Source organism: Pseudophaeobacter sp. C1-32P7, assembly GCF_041008775.1.
Taxonomy (GTDB): Bacteria; Pseudomonadota; Alphaproteobacteria; order Rhodobacterales; family Rhodobacteraceae; genus Phycobacter; species Phycobacter gallaeciensis_A.
The window spans coordinates 68,034-89,794 of the sequence record NZ_JAXGFR010000009.1; the positions used below are offsets into that span (position 1 = coordinate 68,034).

Sequence of the window (21,761 nt, forward strand, 5' to 3'; positions counted from 1 at the left end):
CGTTACCCTTTTGCCACGTGCAGGATGACCCGCTGAGTGAACTCCGTGCCGTTCTGGGCCCGCGCCACCATCCGGATATTCCAGTTCCCAGCGCCCAGTTTGGCAGGCGCGACGTAGGCCTGGCCGTTGAACTGGAAATCAGGGTTCTGGTCGTCCTTAACGTGGGTTGCCCGGCCCAAAGTGGCCGTCAGCTTGGCCACTTCGACCGGGTTGCCATCCCGGTCGGTGATCTCAAGCTTTACCTGACCGTCCTGAGCCGAGGCATAGACCGACCAGCCCAGAGCCTCTTGGGCGGTGCGACGGGCATCGAACTCCTGGCTGGCGGTGTAGGAGTTCTTCACCTCCAGACCAGGAAAGGTTTTCACAGCATTGACCGCCAGCGCAATATTGACGCCGATGATGACCGTGAAAGCGCCGCCGAACACCATCAGCGCATGGCGACCAGTGAACTCGCGCTGGGGTTTGTCTGCCGACATGGTTCAGTTTCCTTTCCCGTTGAAGGTCGTATCCTTGTAGGCACGCTCGCCGCTGTTGAGGTCTTCGACCCAGATCCGGACCGGGGTCGACTCGGCTCCGGACGCAGGCGCTCCCTTAGGGGTAACAATATAAACCCTTTGCAGGAAGGCGGTGTCGGCAGGCACCTGAACCGAGGCATAGGGCGTGCCTTCCAGTTGGATCCGCATTTCCGGCTCACCCTTGATCGACAGCTCGAACTGGCGCGGCTCCCCATGCTTGTTGCGCAGGCGCACATCATAGGTGTTGCGGACGGAGCCATCCGACAGGGTAACGAAGGTCGGGTTGCGGACCGGTGCGACGGTCAGATCGATATCCGGGCGGATGAACAGAGCAAACACCAGCGCAAAGCCAACAACAGCCCAGAGCGAGGTATACATGATCGTGCGTGGGCGCAGGATATGTTTCCAGACGCTGCGCGGTGGCTGACCAGCGCGTTCGTTTGCCTCGTCCGACAGCGCCATATAGTCGATGAGGCCCCGCGGCTTGCCGATCTTGGCCATGACATCGTCACAGGCGTCGATGCACAGGGCGCAGGTGATGCACTCCAGTTGCTGGCCATCCCGGATGTCGATCCCCATCGGACAGACGTTGACGCAGGCCATGCAGTCGATGCAATCGCCCATTTCCTGCGACTCGGCAGATTTGCGATGCTTGCCGCGCGGCTCCCCCCGCCACTCACGATAGCCGACGGTCAGCGTGTCCTCATCCATCATCGCCGCCTGAATACGCGGCCAGGGGCAGGCGTAGATGCAGATCTGTTCGCGCGCAAAGCCACCAAAGAAGAAGGTGGTCAGGGTCAGCACCAACATGGTGGTATAGGCGATGGGGTGCGCCTGCAGCGTCACCAGATCGTGCAGCAGTGTCGGGGCATCGGAGAAATAGAAGATCCAGGCACCGCCGGTTGCCAGACCGATCAGGAACCAGGCCACCCATTTGGTGACACGCAGCCGCGCCTTGCGGAAATCCATCTTTTTCTGACGGTGCAGACGCAGGCGGGCGTTCCTGTCACCCTCGATCCAGCGTTCCACAAGAATGAACAGGTCGGTCCAGACAGTTTGCGGGCAGGCATAGCCACACCAGACCCGGCCCAGCGCCGAGGTGAACAGGAAGAGGCCCAGCCCCGCCATGATCAGAAGACCGGCCACGAAATAGAATTCATGCGGCCAGATTTCGATCCAGAAGAAATAGAAGCGGCGATTGGCAAGATCCAGCAGCACCGCCTGATCGGGCAACGACGGCCCCCGGTCCCAACGGATCCACGGCGTGATGTAGTAGATGCCCAGCATCACGGCCATCAGATACCATTTGAGATTGCGGAACATGCCCGATACGCGCCTTGGGAAAATCGGCTCCCTGGCGGCATAAAGGCTTGGGGCGGGATCGGAATCGCTCACGGACTCACTCCACTGAATTTGCTCTTTGTCTTGCGTTCTCACAGATGCGGCGCAGCACAGCTTTGACGTGGATCAAAAAGGATATCGGACAAATATCTTTGCCAGCGTCCTGCCACCCTTTGATCACGTCAAAAAAACCGGCCACCAACTACCGTGATAGGTTGACGACATACGTCTGAAACGGTTGTCAGCGACCTTATATGGATGCGCAACGCGACCTTTTTGCACGTCTCCGCATCTGCAAACGTCTCTGTGACCAAGGGATCATAGGCGCGCAACCGGGATCGGCGGGCTCACGGGCGCAGCTTCACAAAATTGTGTTGTCCCGCCCGTCAGTTATCGCCGGTGTCATCCTCCGCCACAGCATTCGGAACCTGCCGGTGCTTCCTGAGCCAGGCGATGAATTTGCGGGCCTGCGACCGCAACACGCCGGGCCGAGTCACGATGTGATAACCGCGCGTGTCGTCCTCTGTGAACAGGTCCACCAGCCGCCCTGCCCTAATGTCCTCTTCGACAAAGGCGCGCACGCTGACCGCCGCGCCCTGACCGCCGCGCACCGCCTCCATCAGCAGATTTCCAGGCAGCCGGACCCGGGGGCCACGTAGGGCGTCGACGACACCACGGGAGACAAGCCATTTGGCCGCCTCCGTGGTTCCCAATTCCTCAAGCCAGGGAAAATCGAGTAGGTCCTGCGGCGAAGACACGCTGCGCCCATCAAGTAGATCCGGCGCCGCAACCACGGACATCGGCGATTGTAGCAACATCTCAGCCGCCAACCCGGACCAATCGCCAGAACCATAACGCAGCGCAATGTCGATCCCGCCCGGCGTCAGTTCGACCAATTCGCCACTTGGGTCCAGAACCATATCCACCTCCGGATGCAGGGCGCGGAACTCTGCAAGGCGCGGCATAAGCCACTGGGCGGCAAACATCGGCGTGCAACTGACATGTAACGGCCGCTGCGCGCCAGAAACGGTCAGGTCCTGAACCGCTGTCTGAATCGCACTGAACCCCAGTTGCAGTCCGCGCGCCAGATGCTCCCCCTCGCGCGTCAGCCGCAGCGCCCGGCCACTGCGGTCCAGAAGCGCCACGCCCATATGGCGTTCCAGCGCCCTGAGCTGTTGGCTAATGGCAGCGTGGCTGACATTCAGCGCCGCCCCTGCCTTCACCACATTCGACGTTTCGGCAAAGGCAGAAAAGGCTCTGAGCGCAGCCAGAGGCGGCAGGCTAAACCACTCCATATGTAATCCTGACTTACATAGTGACTTTTTTCCTGAGTCGCATGAAACGCGTTTTGGCGCAACAGTACCGGACATGTTCAAACTCAGGAGGCATCGAAATGCTGACCGACATCTACGCACGCACCGTATTCACCGCGACCCGCCTCGACTGCGCCCCCCTGCGGGATATGCCACCCGCCAAACCGCTGCCCCAGCCACGGAGCCGCCTTGGCCGGATCAAAGCCTGGCTTACACGGCGCGGCAGTCAACCAGCGCGACGCACCCGCTGCATCGACCCGCAGAAAATCTAGGAAGAAAAAGCGTCGGCTTTTCAGGAAACGCGCGAACAGATCGAAAAGCCGACGCCTGTACCCGCCTAACCAGCACGTCGGTACCGGCGGGATGCGAAGGACCCGGCAGGAAAGCATCACCCTGATGCCTATCGCCCTGCAGGGCCTGTTTCTCTTTGAAACGATATAAGCACGCGACAGCCCAACGCGATTTGACACGGATCAAGTCACGCAAACTAAAGGCGCCAAATTGGACAGAAACTGCCGCCCGGCTGCGCAGCTCTGACTGGGCCCGCCGCAGGTCGCCGTGGAATTCTTGCCGGAATTCCAAACCGGTGCTATCGGCTTTGGATGTCAGATCGCTCTTCCAGCCCGCTTCCTGCCGCGCCATCGCTTGTTCTGGCCAGCGCGGGCGTGCTGTTTGCTTCGCTCTGCTTCGGCGCGCTGCCGTTCTTTGCCCGCAGCCTGACCGAACAGGGCATGCCGCCCCACATCATCGCCTTTTACCGTTTCACCCTGGCGGCAGTGGTCCTCTCGCCGCTGCTGTTCCTGCACCGGGACAAAGCCCGCGCAATCCTGTGGGGGATGGCGGCCGGGGCACTGATGGGGCTTGGCTGGATTGGATATGTCAGCGCCCTGCGCAGCGCGCCGGTCTCCGTGGTCGGGGTTCTTTACATGACCTACCCGGTGTTCACGCTGCTGATCGCCTGGGTGCTGTTTCGTGACAGACCGCCCCTGCGCGCCGTCTGGGCCGCCGGTCTGATCGTGGTTGCCGCGACAATCGCCAGCGGCCCGGGTGCGGTCCCTGCTGCCGCGCTGCCCGCCTTGGCGATTTCTCTGGCGGCCCCCTTGGGGTTTGGATTTGGCATCACCGTGTTAGTCTACCGGCTGACCGTTCTTCCGCCTTTGGCCCGGATCGCGGCGGTCTCGTTAGGATCCGTTCTGGGCCTCTTACCGCTGGTGATGACGACGGATGCGGCCGCAATGGTCCCCAACAGCGGCGAAGGCTGGCTTTTGTTGCTGGGGATCAGCCTCGGCACGGCGCTGGTGCCGCAGTTGGTCTATTCCGTCTGCAGCCCGATGATCGGCGCCGCGCGCACAGCTGTCATTGGCAGCATCGAACTGCCAACCATGTTCGCGGTAGGTGTCATCGCCTTTGGAGAGCGGATCTCTCTGGCGCAGGCCATCGCGTGCGCCCTGATCCTTGCGGCGATCATGCTGAGCAGCCAGACTAGGCGCACGGTCGCCCCCCACAGGGCAGGCCCCTGAACCGGCAGAACCAAGCAGCCCGGGCAAGGGTAAAATGAAAAGGGCCACCCGTTGGGCAGCCCTTTTACGTGTTCCGATATTTGCTGCGGAACCCGGTCTTATTCGCCGCCACCCAGCTGGTGCACATAGGCGGTAACCGCGCGGATCTCGGCCTCGCTGAGGCGGAGGTTCCAGGCCGGCATCACACCGTAACGCGCATTGGTCACGGTCTCCGTCAGCGTGTCGTAATCGCCGCCATAGAGCCAGATCGCATCGGCCAGGTTCGGAGCGCCCTGAGCGCGATCACCGGTGCCGTCTTCCATGTGGCAGGACGAACAGTTGTCTTCAAAAACAACAGCGCCTGCTTCGACTTTGGAGGCATCCTGCGCTTCGCCCGACAGGGACATAACGTAGTTCACGACCTGATCGATCTCTTCGGCTTCGAGCAGCTCATCCCGGCCAAAGGCAGGCATCGCGGAGTAGCGCGCATCGTCGCTGTCCTCATTGCGGATGCCGTGGGCCACGGTCGCGTGGATGTCTTCCACCGAACCACCCCAAAGCCAGTCGTCGTCCAGCAGGTTGGGATAACCCTTGGCACCTGCAGCGCCAGATCCGTGACACTGGGCACACCAGGTCTTGAACACGGCGGAGCCAGCCGACACAGCATAGGCATTCAGATCCGGGTCTGCCGAAATCTCGGTCAGGTCGGTTTCGACCAGCTTGGCATTGGTCGGGGCGTTTGCCTCTTCCACGGCCGCGATTTCACTGGCCACATCTGCACGGGTCGACCAGCCCAGCACCCCGGCCGTGGCCGAGTTGATCATCGGCCATGCCGGATAGGCGATGGTGTAACCAATGCCCCAGATGATGCAGAGGTAGAAGGTGTAGAGCCACCAGCGCGGCATCGGATTGTCGAACTCTTCGATCCCGTCCCATTGATGGCCGGTTGTCTTCGGATCGCTATCGAACTTTTGTGGTTTCTTACTCATGTCCGCGCCTCCTTGGCTTTACCCTTTGCTGGGGCGGGTTTGTCGTCATGCCGGAAGGGGATATCTGCCGTGTCGCGGTAGACCCGGTTGCTGCCTGGGCGGAACACCCAGACAACGACCCCGATGAAGAAAGCGAACAGCATCAACAGCATCCAGCTGTCTGCGAACTGCCGCAGGAGTGTGTATTCTTCCATCTGTCCCTCCCGCTTAGCGGCTTGCATCCGGGGTGAAGGTCGAGAAGTCGACCAGAGTCCCCAGCATCTGCAGATAGGCGATCAGAGCGTCCGCTTCGGAAACACCCGGCTGGCCATCAAAGTTACGCACATTGATGTCTTCGCCATAGCGCTCCATCAGACCGTCGTAATCGCTGTCGGGATCCGCTTGCGCCATGAAGTCGGCTTGCGCGGCTTCGACCATCTCGTCGGTGTAGGGCACGCCCAGGATCGCATTGGTGGCCATGATGTCACCGATGTATTTGCCGTCCAGCATGGTCCGCTCAAGGAAGCCATATTTGGGCATCACCGATTCCGGCACCACCGACTGCGGATTGCGCAGGTGATCCACGTGCCACTCATCCGAGTAGCGGCCACCGACGCGGGCCAGATCCGGCCCGGTCCGCTTGGACCCCCACTGGAACGGGTGATCGTACATCGATTCCGCCGCCAGCGAGTAGTGACCATAGCGTTCGACCTCGTCCCGCATGGGGCGGATCATCTGGCTGTGGCACACATAGCAGCCTTCACGGATGTAGACTTCGCGACCAGCCATCTCCAGCGGGGTGTAGGGACGCATGCCCTCCACCTCTTCGATGGTGTTTTCCAGCCAGAACAGCGGTGCGATCTGCACCAGACCACCGATGGTCACAACCAGGAAGCTGCACACCAGAAGGAGGGTCGCGTTGGTCTCGAGGATTTTATGTTTGTCGAGAATTGCCATTGTCCGGCCCTCCTTATTCAGCCGGGACCGAGACCGACAGGCTGGCTTCTTTAGCCGGCGCCCGACGGACGGTCATGATGAGGTTGTAGCACATGATGATCGCACCGGTGAGGTACATGACCCCGCCCAGACCGCGCACCACATACATCGGAAGCTTTGCAGCCACGGTGTCGGCAAAGGAGTTCACCAGGAAGCCATTCGCATCCACTTCGCGCCACATCAGGCCTTCCATGATGCCGGTCACCCACATGGAGGCGGCATAGAGAACGATACCGATGGTGGCGAGCCAGAAGTGCCAGGACACCATCTGCAGCGAGTAGAGACGCTCACGTTTCCACAGAACCGGCACCAGGAAGTAGAGGGCACCGAAGGTGATCATGCCATTCCAGCCAAGAGCACCGGAGTGTACATGACCGATGGTCCAGTCGGTGTAGTGCGACAGCGAGTTCACGGCGCGGATCGACATCATCGGACCTTCGAAGGTGGACATGCCGTAGAAGCCGACCGAGATCACCATCATGCGGATGACGGGGTCGGTGCGCAGCTTGTCCCATGCACCCGACAGCGTCATCAGACCGTTGATCATACCACCCCAGGACGGCATCCACAGCACGATCGAGAACACCATGCCAAGGGTCGAGGCCCAGTCAGGCAGCGCGGTGTAGTGCAGGTGGTGCGGACCAGCCCAGATGTAGATGAAGATCAGCGCCCAGAAGTGGATGATCGACAGTTTGTAGCTGAACACGGGGCGTTCGGCCTGTTTCGGGATGAAGTAGTACATCATGCCGAGGAAGCCAGCGGTCAGGAAGAAGCCCACCGCGTTGTGGCCATACCACCACTGCACCATGGCATCCTGCACGCCGGGCCAGACGATGACCGATTTGGACCCCCAGATGGAGACCGGGATGGTCAGGTTGTTGACCACGTGCAGCATCGCGACGGTCACGATAAAGGCCAGGTAGAACCAGTTGGCGACGTAGATATGCGGCTCTTTCCGCTTGATCAGCGTACCAAGGAAGACAGCAAGATAGGCGACCCATACGATGGTCAGCCACAGGTCAACATACCATTCCGGCTCGGCGTATTCCTTGGACTGGGTCCCGCCCAGAACATAGCCGGTGGCGGCCAGAACGATGAACAGCTGATAGCCCCAGAACACGAACCACGCCAAGTTGCCGCCCCAAAGCCGCGCCGCGGAGGTGCGCTGAACGACGTAGAAAGAGGTTGCCAGAAGCGCGTTGCCCCCGAAGGCGAAGATCACCGCCGAGGTGTGCAGCGGACGCAGACGGCCAAAGTTGGCAAAGCCCTGCGCCCAGTCGAAGTTCAGAACCGGAAAGGCCAGCTGGAAGGCAATAAACGTGCCCGCCAGAAAACCAACAACGCCCCAAAAGGCGGTGGCAATGACCCCGTAGCGCACGACGCTATCGAAATATTCGTGCTCCAGATTGCCGGTGGCCGGTACCGGCTCATCCGTCTTGCGAAGTGTGTAGAGGAAAAGCCCACCAGCCACGAGCATCACGATGATCGCGTGCACCTGGTAAGCCAGATCGCGCGCATAGTTGATCCCGATCATCGCAAAGAGCGTGACCAGACCAAGCGCTATCAGCTTGAGATAATTAGACATCTTGCGTCCCTTTAACATGTACCGCGCGATTCTTCCGCCACGCGGGACCTTTTTAGACCGAGTTTGTGATGCAGAACGCGCCGTTTCCATGCATTGATCTGCATCAAGACAATTGCCAAACAAGTGTGACACATCATTTATGGCACAGCCATTGAAACGCGGTCCCTTCTGGGGATTTTGCGCTATTTCCACCAAGGGATGACAATGACCTACAAAACCTTCTTATCCGTTCTGACTGACCAGAACACCGCCGCAGCTCCGCTGGCTCAGGCCGCCGCTCTGGCAGAGCATTTTTCCGGCCATACCGAGGTTCTGTGCCTTGGCGTGGACCGGACCCAAACGGGGTACTACTACGCCGGTGCCAATGCCATGATCATCCAGGAAGCCATGGTACGGGCACAGGAAGAAGCAGCAGAGGTCCAAACCCACGCCGCAGAGGTCATGGAGCGCAGTGGCACGCCCTTTTCGACCGATATCGCCATCGCGCCGGTGGCCGATCTGGGCCGCCACGTGGCGCATCATGCGCGATTCTCGGATCTGGTAGTACTCGGCAAACCCTACGGCGAAGGCATCGGCGTAGAGGCAGAGCCCGTGGTCGAAGCGGCCCTGTTTGAAGGCCGCACTCCGGTTTTGGTGGTGCCGGATGACGCCGAGCCGATCACCCAGCCGAAAACCGTGCTGCTGGCTTGGAACGAAAGCATCGAGGCTATGACCGCGATCCGCAAGGCGCTGCCCTTCCTCGAAGGCGCCGAGGTGGCCCGCATCGTCGTCATCGACCCGCCGCAGCACAGCCCGGAACGGTCCGATCCCGGCGGGATGCTGGCGCAGATGCTCTCGCGCCATGGCGTGAAATGCGAAATCGACGTACTCAGCAAGACGATGCCACGGGTCTCGGACATCCTGAACCGTCATGCCAACGATACCGGTGCGGATATGATCGTGATGGGCGCCTATGGCCACTCCCGTTTCCGCGAGGCGATTCTGGGCGGCGCGACCCGCAACATGCTGGAAAAAGCGACCGTTCCAGTCTTTATGGCCCACTGATTTCACCGACTGGCCACGCGTGGCTGGCAAAGAAACGACGCAAACAAAAGGCGCCCGATCAAGGGCGCCTTTTTTGCGTTCTGTCGCCGGGCTGACTCAGCGTGCTTTTCGGATCAACCCTATGACAAACAATAGAATCACCGCGCCGATGGTGGCGTGGATCACCGAGGCCAGCACCCCGCCGCCAACGGCAAAACCAAGAGCTGGGAAGATTGCCCCCGCCAGAAAGGCGCCGACAATCCCCACGATGATATTGCCAATGACGCCAAACCCGCGTCCCTGCATGATCTTGCCCGACAGCCACCCTGCCAAGGCGCCGATGATCAGCATTCCGATCAGACTTTCGAAGTGCATATGATTTCTCCCCTGTTCCAGGCAGCTTAGCTGCGAAGCCCTGCGAGGTCACGCCCGCACGTAATGCATGCCCTGGAACCGTGCCCGCATCGCGCGGGTGCGCGGTGCCACGGCTGCGGGATCGTTCCCGATCAACCCCTGCGCGATCAGCGCCGCCAGTTTCGGCGCATCCGCAGGCGTGACACCCCGGCGCACCAATTCGGGTGTTCCGATGCGCAGACCGTTCATGTCACCCGGCACCTCGGCAATTGGCAGGCCGATCCCACAGGCCAGGAACCCGGCTTTCCGCAGGGTTTTGGATGCTGCCTGCCCACCACCGAATCCAGCGGCCTCAACCGCGAACTGATGCGATTGGGTTGCCTTTCCTGCGCCCTTGAACACCGGCAATCCAAGCTTTTCCAATTCATCCGCCAGCGCCTGCGCCAAGTCGATCATCGCCTTGGCATAGGCGGCGCCATAATCGACCCAGTCCAGCAGGCTGACCGCAAGCGCCGCCGTCTTGGCCGCGTCAAAATTGGCCGTCATCCCCGGAAAGGCGATGGCATCAAGCCGCTCGGCAACCGCCGCGTCATTACTGACAATCAGCCCCCCGGCCGGCCCGCCAAGGCTCTTGTAGGTGCTCATCGTCATCAGATGGGCGCCCTCCTGTAGTGGATTGGCCCAGGCGCCGCCCGCGATGATGCCGCATTGATGCGCCGCGTCGAACAGCACCTTTGCGCCGACCTCATCTGCGATGGCGCGGACCTCTGCCACCGGGTGCGGAAAGAGGTTCAGACTGCCGCCGATGGTGATCAGGCTTGGCTGCACCTCATGCGCCATACGGCGCAAGCCATCCAGATCCACGGTGTAGCCATCCGCGTGCACTGGCGCCGGATGTGTTTTCAACCCGTAAAGCCCAGCACAGCCCGCCTCATGGTGCGTCACATGTCCACCCACGGTGGCGGGCGGCGCGATGATACTGTCCCCCGGCTGCGTCAGAGCCATGAAACCATAGAGATTGGCGAGCGCGCCGGAGCCGACCCGAACCTCGGCATAGGCCGCCTGAAACACCTCGGCGGCCAATTCGGCGGCGATCACCTCGATCTCCTCAATGGCCTCCAGCCCCATTTCATATTTGTCGCCAGGATAGCCCAGCGACGGCCGACTGCCGAGCCCGGATGACAACACCGCCTCGGCAGCCGGGTTCATCACGTTGGTGGCTGGGTTGAGGTTGAAACACTCTTCATCGTGGATTTCCGCATTGCGTCGGATCAGCGCATCGATCCGCCCCGACAGCCTCTCGGTCGTTGCAGCGGCAGTCTGCTGTGCAATCTCCTGCACATGAGCCTCGCAGGCCGCTGGCACCCAAGGGCGCTGTGCAAGGCGTTGTTTTGCCGGATCAGTCATGTGGATCATCCCTGTTGCGGATCTATTGCGTTGCCTCAGTGAAGCCGCCGTGCCCCCTTGTGCGCAAACCAGTTTTGTGAAAAATTAGGGTTAGAAAAACTAGGCCTTTTTTCATGAGCGTCTCTCCGCCCCGTCCCAGATCCCTGCCCCTGACCGCCTTGCGCGCCTTCGAGGCTGCTGCCCGGCTCGGTAGTTTTGCCGCCGCAGCGCAGGAGCTTGGCGTCACGCCAGGGGCGGTATCGGCGCATATCAAGACGCTGGAAGATGCGCTTGGGGCGCCGCTGTTTCATCGCCGGGCCAAGGCAGTGGAGCTGACCGCGCCGGGCGCGCGTGCCCTGCCCGAATTTACCGCCGCCTTTGATCAGCTGGCCAGGGCGGTGCAAACCCTGCGGGATGAAGCAGCCCCGGCGGTAGTGCATATCGCAACCCTACCCTCGGTCGCGCAGTTCTGGTTGTCCCCACGTTTGCCCGCCCTGCGGCAGGCCATGCCCGAGGTTGCCATTTCGGTCACCGCGCTGGAAACACCGCCCAACCTGAAACGCACGCCTTATGATCTGTGCCTGTTCTTCGACCCGTCGCAGGGGCAGCCAGTGGAACGAGATGTCATATTTCCAGTCTGTGCCCCCAATCTGGCCGCACAGCTTTCGCGGCCAGAGGATCTGCGAAATGTGCCCTGCCTGACTGACACCACATGGGACCGGGACTGGATGCATTGGCTGGCTGCAGTGGATCTCAGTGAGAAGGTGACGCCACGGGGACCGGTCTATTCGCTCTATGCCCTCGCGGTAGAGGAAACCCTGAACGGTGCCGGGGTGCTGATCGGCCACGCCGCCCTTTTGGCGCCTTTGCTGCAATCAGGACGGCTGGTTGCGCCCTTTGCCACCAAGGTTACACTGCCGGATGCCCTGCGCCTGTGGCGCCTGCCCGGCCGGGGCTCGGCAGCTGCAGTCAATCAGGTGGCGGAGTGGCTGAAAAGCAGCGCTGGAGAAGAGATCTTGCAAAGCTGACACGAAAAAGGGGCGGACAGATCTGCACCTGTTTCGCCCCTGTCCAATATGCACGCGTTGATTGCGCACAGCGTGGATCTCAGCCGAGGAAACCACCGTCACTATCGTCGCCCGCTTCTTCCAGCAGGCGCCCCATGTCGGGCACGGTCACGTGCCGCTTGCCTTCGAGCTCGATCACGCCGTCCTTTTTCAGCGCCGACATCTGGCGGCTGACGGTTTCAAGGGTCAGGCCAAGGTAGTCTGCCATTGCCTCCCGCGTGAGCGGCAGATCAAACACCATCCGATCCTTCGCTCCTGCGGGAGTCAGAGACGCATCCCGGCGGGCAATGATCGATAGCAGGCTGGCGATCTTTTCCCGGGCAGTCTTGCGGCCCAGTACCAGCATCCATTCCCGCGCGGCGTCCAGTTCATCCAGCGTCATTTCAAGCAGGCGGTGCGCGATATGTGGCGTACGCGCCATCAGTTCTTCAAAGGGTTTCTTGCGGAAACAGCACATCACCACTTCGGTTGTGGCGACCACGTTATAGGCCGCGCCATCGCGCCCGGGGCGTCCGACAAAATCGCTGGGCAGGAGAAGACCGACCATCTGGGTACGACCATCTTCCATTGTCTGGGTCAGGGTCGCGATGCCGGAAACCACCGAACCGACAAAATTCATCGAGTCGCCGGACCAGATAATCGGGCGCCCCGCCTCATAGGTCCGATAGTATTTGATGGCATCCAACTCTTCCAATTCATCCGAATCGCAGCGCGCACAGACCGCGCGATGCCTGATCGGGCAATCACCACAGTTGAAAGATGAAATCGTGGGGGCTGTCATGGCGTGTCCCGCTTGATCTGGGTCAAAGTCTAGTTACTCGTACACGATTTACGATAGTCCGATGAAACAGAAATCACAATTGGCAAGCCTCGGATTATTCGATGCTAAAGTGCCGCGCTATACCAGCTACCCCACGGCGCCGCACTTTGCAGGCGGCGTAAATGCCAGTGTTTTCTCAGGCTGGCTAAGGGATATCGCGCCTGGCAGTCAGATCTCGCTTTATGTGCATGTGCCTTTCTGCCGCAGGCTGTGCTGGTTCTGCGCCTGCCGCACACAGGGCACCCAGTCAGACGCCCCGGTCAGAGCCTATCTCGACACGCTCAAGGCCGAAATCGCGCTGCTGAAATCGCACCTCCCCGAAGGTGTCAGCCTGTCCCGGCTGCATTGGGGCGGTGGCACACCGACGCTGCTATCAGCCGATATGATTCGTGAACTGGCCGCCGCGCAGGCCGATCTAGCGCCATGGGCCCTTGGCACCAAGTTTTCGGTCGAGATTGATCCAAACGAATGCGACGCGGCGCGGCTGGATGCCCTGGCCGAGGCAGGCATGAACCGGGCCTCGATCGGAGTGCAGGATTTCGATACCACCATCCAGAACGCAATCGGGCGGCTGCAAAGTTATGAGTTGACGCATGAAACCTTCGAAATGCTGCGCGCGCGGGGAATCCACAGTATCAATGCTGACATCCTGTTCGGGCTGCCACATCAGACGCCGGAGCGGATCACCGACAGCGCGCAGAAACTGTTGTCCCTCTCACCGGATCGGATCGCCCTGTTTGGATATGCGCATGTGCCCTGGATGGCGCGGCGCCAGACCATGATTCCTACGGATACCCTGCCGACGCCCGAAAATCGGCTGGATCTTTTTGATACCGCCCGGCGCCTTTTCCTGTGGGACGGCTACCACGAGATTGGCATCGACCATTTTGCCCGGCCGGACGACAGTCTGGTCAAGGCTCAGACCTCGGGGCGGCTCAAACGGAATTTCCAGGGCTATACCGAGGATCCCGCCGACGTTCTGATCGGCATCGGCGCCTCGGCAATCTCGCGCTTCCCGCAGGGCTACGCCCAGAACGCCCCCGGCACCGCGGACCACGCAAGGGCGATAGCGACAGGTCAGTTTGCAACCGCGCGCGGACATGTCTTTCAGGGAGAAGACAAGTTGCGGGGTCGCATGATCGAATCGCTGATGTGCGATTTCAGGATCAGCGCCGAAGATATCCTGGGCAAGTTTCAGATTTCGGCGCAATGGCTCCGGGATGTGCTGGAGCAAACAGCCCGCGCCTTTCCGAACATGGTGGAACTGTCGCAGGAAGGGCTGTCGATCCCGGAGCGCGCCCGCCCCCTGACCCGGATGATCGCACGTAGTCTGGACGCCTATGAGGTGAACCAGGCCGGGCACAGCTCCGCGATCTGATATCCCGTTTGATATCGCGACGGGACCTCAAAAGGCCCCGCGGCCTGCCGCTAGCCGGTCAGCCATTCATCGCGTCGCCGCAAGAAGCTGGCGCGTGTATTCCTCTTGGGGGGTGTCAAACAGCGCGTCTGCCTGCCCAGCCTCCACCACGTCGCCCTGCTTCATCACAATCATTTTGTGCGACATGGCGCGCACGACGTTCAGATCGTGGGAAATGAACAGATAGGCCAACCCATAGCGCGTCTGCAGATCGCGCAGCAGATCGACGATCTGCACCTGAACCGTCATGTCCAGCGCCGATGTCGGCTCATCCAGAACCACCAGCCGCGGCCGCAGCACCATGGCACGGGCAATGGCGATGCGTTGCCGCTGTCCGCCCGAAAACTCGTGCGGGTAGCGGTCCATCGCCGCCGGGTCTAGGCCCACCTCCACCATCACCTCAGCCACCAACTCGCGGGTGTCGCGATGCTGATCGACCTTATGGATTGCCAGACCTTCGGAAATGATCTGTGCGCAGGTCATCCGCGGGCTGAGAGAGCCGAAGGGATCCTGAAACACGATCTGCATGTCCTTGCGCAGGCGCCGCAGATCCCGCGTTGACCATTGTCGCAGGTCATCACCGCGGAATCGCACCTCACCCTCCGACGCAATCAGCCGCATGATGGCCAACGCCAGGGTCGTCTTGCCAGAGCCGCTTTCCCCGACAATGCCAAGGGTTTCCCCTGCCTGGACGGAAATGGAGGTCGGATTGACCGCCTTCACATGCCCAACGGTGCGCTTCAACAGCCCCTTCTGGATCGGGAACCAGACCTTGAGATCCGAGGTTCGGACCAATTCCTCGGCGCCTTCGGGCACGGCGGCAGGTTGCCCGGAGGGCTCGGCCGCCAGCAATTTCTGCGTATAGGGATGCTGCGGGTTCGCAAAAATGTCCTCGGCAGGACCGCTTTCGACGATCTCGCCGTCTTTCATCACGCAAACCCGGTCGGCAATGCGCCGCACGATGGCCAGATCATGGGTGATGAACAACAACCCCATGCCTTCGCTTTCCTTCAGCTCGGCCAGAAGTTCGAGAATCTGGGCCTGAATGGTGACATCCAGCGCAGTGGTCGGCTCATCCGCGATCAGGATCTCGGGCTTGTTGGCCAGCGCCATGGCGATCATCACCCGCTGCCGCTGCCCACCGGACAGCTCGTGCGGATAGGCGCCAAGACGAGTTTCCGGATCGCGGATGCCGACCTTGATCAGCAGTTCCAGAATGCGGTCCCGCGCCGCCTGCCCCACCAGCCCCTGATGCAGGGCCAGCGATTCCGACAGTTGCTTTTCAATGGTGTGCAGCGGGTTGAGCGAGGTCATCGGCTCCTGAAAGATAAAGCTGATGTCGTTGCCACGCAGTTTCATCAGGTGCTTTTCGTCGGCGCCGACCATCTCTTCGCCATTGTACAGCACCGATCCCTTCACCGTGGCACTGTCCCCCAGAAGCGACACCGTCGACAGAGCCGACACGGATTTGCCAGAGCCGGATTCCCCCACCAGCGCCACCGTTTCGCCGCGCCCCACCTCAAAGGACACGCCTTTGACCGCTTCGGTCTCCTTGCCGTCTTGGCGGAAAGAGACACGCAGGCCTTTCACCTCCAGTATCGCAGTCATGAGAAGGTCTTTCTTGGGTCGAAGGCGTCGCGGATGCCTTCAAAGATAAAGACAAGAAGCGACAGCATGATGGCGAAGGTGAAGAAGGCGGTGAAGGCCAGCCAGGGCGCTTCAAGGTTCTGTTTCGCCTGCAGGGTCAACTCCCCCAGCGAAGGCGCCGAGGACGGCAGGCCAAAGCCGAGGAAATCGAGCCCTGCCAGCGAAGAGATAGTGCCGGTCACGATGAAGGGCATCATCGTCAGGGTCGCCACCATGGCATTCGGCAGCATGTGGCGGAACATGATGGTCATGTTGCCAACACCCAGCGCCTTGGCCGCGCGCACGTACTCCAGATTGCGCGCCCGCAGGAATTCGGCGCGCACCACCCCGACCAGCGCGGTCCAGCCGAACAGGATCATAAGGAAGACCAGCAGCCAGAAACTGCGCCCCAGGATCGCGAACATGATGATGATCACATAAAGCGTCGGGGTCGAGCTCCAGATTTCGATGAACCGCTGGAACAGAAGATCCAGCCAGCCGCCAAAATAGCCCTGCACGGCGCCTGCCGCGATGCCGAGAACGGTTGCCGCACCTGTCACGATCAGGGTAAAGACGATGGACAGGCGGAAGCCGTGGATGACCCGCGCCAGCACGTCCCGCTTGGTATCATCGGTGCCTAAGAGGTTCTGCCCGTTCGGCGGCAGCGGCGCTGCACCGGGCCGGTCCACCGTGGTGTTAAAGCTGTAGGGAATCGGCGGCCAGATGGTCCAGCCTTCGTGGAAATCTTCCCCTGCAAAGGTACCAGCTGCGATTTGCTCCATGATCCCCTCAGGGTCATCGAAACAGTCCAGATTGCCGCCCGAACGGATCAGGCATTCCACCTCGGGGTCCTTGTAGACCGCCTCGGTCCTGAAATCGCCGCCAAAGGCGGTTTCGGGATAGAACTTGAAAATCGGCATGTGCAAGTCGCCGCGATAACTGACCAGAATCGGTTTGTCGTTGGCGATGAACTCGGCAAACAACGACAGCACGAACAGCACCGAAAAGATCCAGAACGACCAGAAAGCCCGCTTGTTGCGGCGGAAATTGTTCCAGCGGCGCTGGTTGAGTGGGGACAATGCCATGGCTCAGCCCTCTCTCTTTTCAAAGTCGATGCGTGGGTCGACCAGCACATACATGATGTCGGACACGATCCCCACGACGAGACTCATCAGGCCAAAGATGAACAGCGTGCCGAAGATCACCGGATAATCACGCGCCACGGCGGCCTCAAACCCGAGACGCCCCAGCCCGTCGAGCGAGAAGATCGTTTCGATGATCAGGCTGCCCGAGAAGAAGACGCCGATGAACACCGCCGGGAAGCCCGCGATCACGATCAGCATGGCATTGCGGAACACATGGCCATACAGAACCCGTCGTTCGCTCAGCCCCTTGGCCCGGGCTGTCATCACGTATTGTTTCTTGATCTCATCCAGGAAGGAGTTCTTGGTCAGCAGCGTCAGCGTCGCAAAAGCCCCGATGGTGGAGGCGATGACCGGCAGCGCGATGTGCCAGAAGTAATCCCCAATCTTGGCCAGCAGGCTTAGCTCCTCCCAGTTGTCCGAGGTCAGCCCCCGCAGCGGAAAGATCTGCCAATAAGAGCCACCGGCAAAGAGCACCAGCAATAGGATCGCGAACAGGAACGAGGGGATCGCATAGGCCGCGATAATCATGCCACTGGTCCAAGTATCGAAACGCGACCCGTCGCTCAGCGCCTTGCGGATGCCCATCGGGATCGAGATCATATAGGCGATCAAGGTCGACCACAGGCCCAGCGAAATCGACACCGGCATTTTCTCCATCACCAGTTCGGTGACATCGATCTTGCGGAAATAACTTTCGCCGAAATCGAACCGAAGATAGTTGCCGATCATCTGGATGAACCGCTCCAATGGCGGCTTGTCTAGACCGAATTGCGCGTTCAACTCTTCGATCAGCTCCGGCGGCAGGCCCTGACGACCCGCATAGTTGTCATTCGATCCAAGGGTTTCCGTGGCCCCCGCATCGCCGCCACCACCGGCAAAGCCTTCGAACACATCACCACTGCCCTGCATCTGGGCAATGATCTGTTCCACCGGCCCGCCCGGCACAAATTGCACCAGGGCAAAGTTGATCACCATGATCCCGAACAGGGTCGGGATCACCAGCAGGAAACGCCGCAGAATATAGGCTGCCATGGGACGGGCCTACCGCAACGCGCCAGAGGCCTTGAGAGCGGCCTCCTTTTCGGCGTTCACCCACCACAGATCCATCGTGCCCGGCGCATAGGGCGGCAGGTTTTCGGGGTATTCATACATGCTCCAGTAGGCGATCCAGTTCACGTCCAGATACCACGTGGGAACCATAAACCGCTTAGCCCGCAGCACCCGGTCCAGCGCGCGGGCGCTGGCGTGGAGTTCCTCCTCGGTGGTGGCCTTGACGATATTGTCGATCAGCGCGTCCACTGCCGGATCGGCCAGCCCTGCGGGATTGAACACCGAATATTGGTGCGCCTCCGATCCGAATTGCTGATAAAGACCCGTCGAAGGTTCCAGCGACTTCGGATAGGCAAAGCTCACCATATCGAAATCCTTTTCCCGGCGACGGCTGGTGTATTGCGCGAAATCCACCCGGTTCAGCTTGGCATCGATCCCCATGGTGATGAGGTTCGCGACATAGGGCTGTACGATGCGTTCCAGCGTCGGGCTATCCAGCAGGAATTCGATCTGCATGACCTCGCCCGCCGCATTGCGGCGCACCCCGTCATCGCCAACGGCCCAGCCTGCCTCATCCAGCAGTTTCATCGCCCGGCGCAGATTGCGGCGGTCCGATGGACGTCCCGGTTTCGAAGCGTGTGCCATCACTGGTTCAGTGGTCAGGATGGTGGGGTCGATCTGGTCGCCCAGCGCCTCGAGCACTTCTTTTTCGCGCCCTTCTGGCAGGCCCTTGGCCTCTAGCGCACTGTCCTGCCAGAAGGAGGAGCGGTGCCGGAACAACCCGTATTGCAAGCTTTCGTTGGTCCATTCGAAGTTGAAGGCCAGTTGCACCGCTTCGCGCACGCGGATGTCCTGGAACACGGGACGCAGCAGGTTCATTACAAAACCATTGGCAGCAGGTACGTTACCGTCGGGGATTTCGTCCTTGATGACATCGCCGCGCGCAACCGCGTCAAACTCATAGGCGGTCGCCCAGCTTTTGGAACTGTTCTCGGGGCGCAGGGTGTAGACACCGGCCTTGAACCCTTCCATCGCCGCGATGGCATCGCCGAAATACTCGATCCGGATACTGTCGTAGTTGTGGCGGCCGACATTCACATTGAGATTGGCGCCCCAGTAATCCGGATTGCGGCTGTAGACGATACGCTGATTGATGTCGAAGCTGTCGAGAACATATGGCCCCGACCCGATTCCCGGATCCAGACGCGGCTCATCAAGACGGCGGTTTTCGGGATCGGCTTCGAACCAGGCCTTGGAGAAGACGGGCGTGCCTGCGACCTGCGAAATCATCGCGCGGCGCGGGAAATCGGGCGAGAAGTAGAATTTGACCCGGTGCGGGCCAAGCGCCTCGGCCTTGGGGATGCGTTTACGCACCGCTTCGGCGTAGGATTGCAGTCCCTGATCCAGCAGGATGTTGTGGGAAAAGACCACGTCATCGGCAGTCACAGGCGTTCCATCCGAAAACCGCGCCTCGGGGCGCAGGTTGAAGATCACCCAATCCTGGCTTTCGGGATACTCCAGACTTTCCGCGATCAGCCCGTAATAGGAGCCCGGCTCGTCATAGGATTCGATCAGCAAGCTTTCCAGATGATAGGACGACAGCGCCCCGCCGCGCCCCTTGCGGGTAAAGGGGTTCATGCTGTCGAAGGTGCCGACTGCGGAAAAGGACAGCTCCCCGCCCTTGGGTGCATCCGGGTTCACATAGTCGAAATGCGCGAATCCTTCGGGGTATTTCAGCTCACCGAATTCCGCGAACCCATGGCTTTTGATGATCGTCTCTTCGGCGCGGGCCTGTCCTGCAAGTACCAGCACCATCGCGCCCAGCATCAAAACGCTCAGCATCACAAACCCAAGCGGCGCCGGAAGCCCCGCGTTCATGGCTCGCGTTCGGGCTGTCATCTGTTGTGATCTCATCTGCCTTAACCTCCGCTGTCCGGTGTTCAAGCGATCCGGATTTCTACCGTATTTCAAGCTAATGGCAGGCAGGCGCAACATTCAAGTTGTGATGCGGTCACTTTCGGGTTGGGCCAGGGCAATTTCCCATCCTTTTGCGGCACATATTCTCCGACAGGCCCCACAAAAAGCGAAAGGCCGCTGAGGATCAGCGGCCTTTCAAAACTCGAATCCGGTTCTGTACCAGCCGGAGCGACGGTTTAGTCGTCGAGGCTGTCCAGATAAGCGATCAGGTTCACGCGGTCCTTGACCTTTTTCAGGCCAGAGAAGCTCATCGTGGTGCCCGGTGCGTAGTCGGACGGTTTGATCAGGAATTCATTGAGGTTCTCAGCGGTCCATGCGCCTTCCATACCGGACAGGGCACCGGAGTAACCAAATCCTTCGGCGCTTGCCTTGGGACGGTCAACCACACCGTAGAGATAAGGACCGGTCGCATTGGCGCCAGCCTCAAGCTTGTGGCACGCGGAGCATTTCTTGAAGACTTTGGCGCCTTTGCCAACGTCAGCGGAGGCCATCAGCTCTTCAAAGCTGACTTCTTCCACTTCTTCTTCTGCACCACCTGCCTCTGCCACTTCAATCACGTAAGAAGCCTCGCCATGGGCCTCCACATGATACAGTTCCTCTGCGGCCCATTTGCCCAGGAGGAACACGAGGAACGCGCCGCAGAAGCCTGCAGTCGCTTTGGTAAGGGTCATCGTGTCAAACATGATCGCGAGTCCATTTCAGCTGTCTGGGAGGGTGTCTAAGGCTTCCCCTCTCAAGTGGCAAGGTGTAGACAGCGCGACGAAACGCCCGATTGTCCAAGTTTTGCAGGAAAGTCGCACTCATGACCGGAAAAATCGCCATTCAGGGGGAGCTTGGCTCTTACAGCCACGAAGCCTGCCGCAACGCGCGGCACGACATGGAAGTGCTTCCCTGCCGCAATTTCGAGGACACGATCGCAGCAGTGACAAGCGGTCAGGCGGACCTCGCCATGCTGCCGGTGGAGAATTCGACCTATGGTCGGGTGGCCGATATTCACCGTCTGCTGCCGCACAGCGGCTTGCATATTGTCGACGAGGCATTTGTGCGGGTGCATATCAATCTTCTGGGCGTGCCCGGTGCCCGGCTGGAAGATATCCGCGAGGCGAAATCGCATCTGGTTCTTCTACCGCAATGCGGACAGTTCCTGCGTAAACATGACATCACCGGCCGGGTCAGCCCCGACAACGCACGGGCCGCCCGCGATGTGGCGGAGGCTGGCGACAAACACGTTGCCGCCCTCGCCAGCGAGCTGGCCGGAGAGATCTACGGTTTGGATGTGCTGGCCCGCCATATCGAAGACAACGGCGACAACACCACGCGGTTCCTGATCATGTCGCGCGAGCCAGATTACAGCCGTCGCGGTGCCCATGGCATGATCACAAGTTTCGTGTTCCAGGTGCGCAACATCCCCGCCGCGCTCTACAAGGCGATGGGTGGCTTTGCCACCAATGGAATCAACATGACCAAGCTGGAAAGCTATATGGTCGACGGCTCCTTCACGGCGACACAGTTCTATGCCGATATCGAAGGCCATCCCGAGGATGAGAACGTGCAGCTGGCAATGGACGAGCTGGCCTATTTTACCACCAACGTCGAGATCCTGGGCGTCTATCCCGCTGACAATGGCCGCTACTAACCTGTAATTCTGCGGGCATTAAGACAGCCCACGCCTTTCGGCG

The 21,761-nt window shown here is 60.4% G+C and carries 20 protein-coding genes; 5 read left to right on the forward strand and 15 right to left on the reverse strand.

Features of this window, described 5'->3' with window-relative positions; all coding sequences use genetic code 11:
* Positions 1-2: 2 nt before the first annotated feature.
* From SM763_RS14160 to SM763_RS14170, 3 genes are all read right to left on the reverse strand, one after another.
* Entirely contained in the window at positions 3-476 is a 474-nt protein-coding gene (locus SM763_RS14160; protein WP_274834865.1) for a FixH family protein, read from the reverse strand.
* Between the two features lie 3 nt (positions 477-479).
* Positions 480-1,910, reverse strand: a complete 1,431-nt coding sequence (gene ccoG / locus SM763_RS14165; protein ID WP_274832692.1) for a cytochrome c oxidase accessory protein CcoG — start codon at positions 1,908-1,910, stop codon at positions 480-482.
* Between the two features lie 332 nt (positions 1,911-2,242).
* Positions 2,243-3,151, reverse strand: coding sequence for a LysR family transcriptional regulator (locus SM763_RS14170; protein WP_065271277.1), 909 nt, complete (start codon positions 3,149-3,151; stop codon positions 2,243-2,245).
* A 620-nt stretch (positions 3,152-3,771) separates the two neighbouring features.
* On the opposite strand from SM763_RS14170, the gene SM763_RS14175 reads away from it, so the two are divergent.
* Positions 3,772-4,689 (forward strand): DMT family transporter, encoded by a 918-nt coding sequence (locus SM763_RS14175; protein ID WP_065271279.1) that lies wholly within the window; start codon positions 3,772-3,774, stop codon positions 4,687-4,689.
* 98 nt (positions 4,690-4,787) lie between these two features.
* On the opposite strand, the gene ccoP is transcribed toward SM763_RS14175, so the two are convergent.
* From ccoP to ccoN, 4 genes are read right to left on the reverse strand one after another with little or no spacing between them, the layout of a single operon-like run.
* Entirely contained in the window at positions 4,788-5,657 is an 870-nt protein-coding gene (ccoP, locus tag SM763_RS14180) for a cytochrome-c oxidase, cbb3-type subunit III (protein ID WP_065271280.1), read from the reverse strand.
* Complete coding sequence (locus SM763_RS14185) at positions 5,654-5,851, reverse strand: CcoQ/FixQ family Cbb3-type cytochrome c oxidase assembly chaperone (RefSeq protein WP_065271281.1); 198 nt, start codon at positions 5,849-5,851, stop codon at positions 5,654-5,656. Before SM763_RS14185 ends, ccoP begins: the two co-directional genes overlap by 4 nt.
* Positions 5,852-5,864: 13 nt before the next feature.
* Positions 5,865-6,593 carry a cytochrome-c oxidase, cbb3-type subunit II gene (gene ccoO / locus SM763_RS14190; protein WP_065271282.1) on the reverse strand — a complete coding sequence of 243 codons (729 nt, stop codon included), beginning with the start codon at positions 6,591-6,593 and terminating at the stop codon, positions 5,865-5,867.
* Positions 6,594-6,606: 13 nt separating this feature from the next.
* Positions 6,607-8,217 (reverse strand): cytochrome-c oxidase, cbb3-type subunit I, encoded by a 1,611-nt coding sequence (ccoN, locus tag SM763_RS14195; protein ID WP_065271283.1) that lies wholly within the window; start codon positions 8,215-8,217, stop codon positions 6,607-6,609.
* A 204-nt stretch (positions 8,218-8,421) separates the two neighbouring features.
* On the opposite strand from ccoN, the gene SM763_RS14200 reads away from it, so the two are divergent.
* Complete coding sequence (locus tag SM763_RS14200) at positions 8,422-9,261, forward strand: universal stress protein (RefSeq protein ID WP_368998926.1); 840 nt, start codon at positions 8,422-8,424, stop codon at positions 9,259-9,261.
* 96 nt (positions 9,262-9,357) lie between these two features.
* On the opposite strand, the gene SM763_RS14205 is transcribed toward SM763_RS14200, so the two are convergent.
* Both SM763_RS14205 and glyA read right to left on the reverse strand, forming a co-directional pair.
* Positions 9,358-9,615, reverse strand: a complete 258-nt coding sequence (locus SM763_RS14205) for a GlsB/YeaQ/YmgE family stress response membrane protein (RefSeq protein ID WP_274832689.1) — start codon at positions 9,613-9,615, stop codon at positions 9,358-9,360.
* A 48-nt stretch (positions 9,616-9,663) separates the two neighbouring features.
* Positions 9,664-11,001 carry a serine hydroxymethyltransferase gene (glyA, locus tag SM763_RS14210; protein ID WP_368998927.1) on the reverse strand — a complete coding sequence of 446 codons (1,338 nt, stop codon included), beginning with the start codon at positions 10,999-11,001 and terminating at the stop codon, positions 9,664-9,666.
* Between the two features lie 113 nt (positions 11,002-11,114).
* On the opposite strand from glyA, the gene SM763_RS14215 reads away from it, so the two are divergent.
* Positions 11,115-12,008: a LysR family transcriptional regulator gene (locus tag SM763_RS14215; RefSeq protein WP_065271285.1), complete on the forward strand. Its 894-nt coding sequence runs from the start codon at positions 11,115-11,117 to the stop codon at positions 12,006-12,008.
* A gap of 79 nt (positions 12,009-12,087) precedes the next feature.
* On the opposite strand, the gene fnrL is transcribed toward SM763_RS14215, so the two are convergent.
* Positions 12,088-12,828, reverse strand: coding sequence for a transcriptional regulator FnrL (gene fnrL, locus SM763_RS14220; protein ID WP_065271286.1), 741 nt, complete (start codon positions 12,826-12,828; stop codon positions 12,088-12,090).
* A gap of 61 nt (positions 12,829-12,889) precedes the next feature.
* Between fnrL and hemN the strand changes: the two genes are divergently transcribed.
* Positions 12,890-14,245, forward strand: coding sequence for an oxygen-independent coproporphyrinogen III oxidase (hemN, locus tag SM763_RS14225; protein WP_368998928.1), 1,356 nt, complete (start codon positions 12,890-12,892; stop codon positions 14,243-14,245).
* Positions 14,246-14,311: 66 nt separating this feature from the next.
* Here the strand turns inward: hemN and SM763_RS14230 are convergent, their stop codons facing one another.
* From SM763_RS14230 to SM763_RS14250, 5 genes are all read right to left on the reverse strand, one after another.
* A complete protein-coding gene (locus SM763_RS14230) occupies positions 14,312-15,892 on the reverse strand; it encodes an ABC transporter ATP-binding protein (RefSeq protein ID WP_368998929.1) in 1,581 nt (526 codons plus the stop codon).
* On the reverse strand, positions 15,889-16,995 hold the full coding sequence (locus SM763_RS14235; protein WP_368998930.1) for an ABC transporter permease: 1,107 nt from the start codon (positions 16,993-16,995) through the stop codon (positions 15,889-15,891). Before SM763_RS14235 ends, SM763_RS14230 begins: the two co-directional genes overlap by 4 nt.
* A gap of 3 nt (positions 16,996-16,998) precedes the next feature.
* Positions 16,999-18,087 (reverse strand): microcin C ABC transporter permease YejB, encoded by a 1,089-nt coding sequence (locus SM763_RS14240; protein ID WP_065271290.1) that lies wholly within the window; start codon positions 18,085-18,087, stop codon positions 16,999-17,001.
* 9 nt (positions 18,088-18,096) lie between these two features.
* Complete coding sequence (locus tag SM763_RS14245; RefSeq protein WP_490363285.1) at positions 18,097-20,019, reverse strand: extracellular solute-binding protein; 1,923 nt, start codon at positions 20,017-20,019, stop codon at positions 18,097-18,099.
* Positions 20,020-20,258: 239 nt separating this feature from the next.
* Entirely contained in the window at positions 20,259-20,765 is a 507-nt protein-coding gene (locus SM763_RS14250) for a c-type cytochrome (RefSeq protein ID WP_065271292.1), read from the reverse strand.
* Positions 20,766-20,884: 119 nt separating this feature from the next.
* Between SM763_RS14250 and SM763_RS14255 the strand changes: the two genes are divergently transcribed.
* A complete protein-coding gene (locus SM763_RS14255) occupies positions 20,885-21,718 on the forward strand; it encodes a prephenate dehydratase (protein WP_065271293.1) in 834 nt (277 codons plus the stop codon).
* Positions 21,719-21,761: the final 43 nt, after the last annotated feature.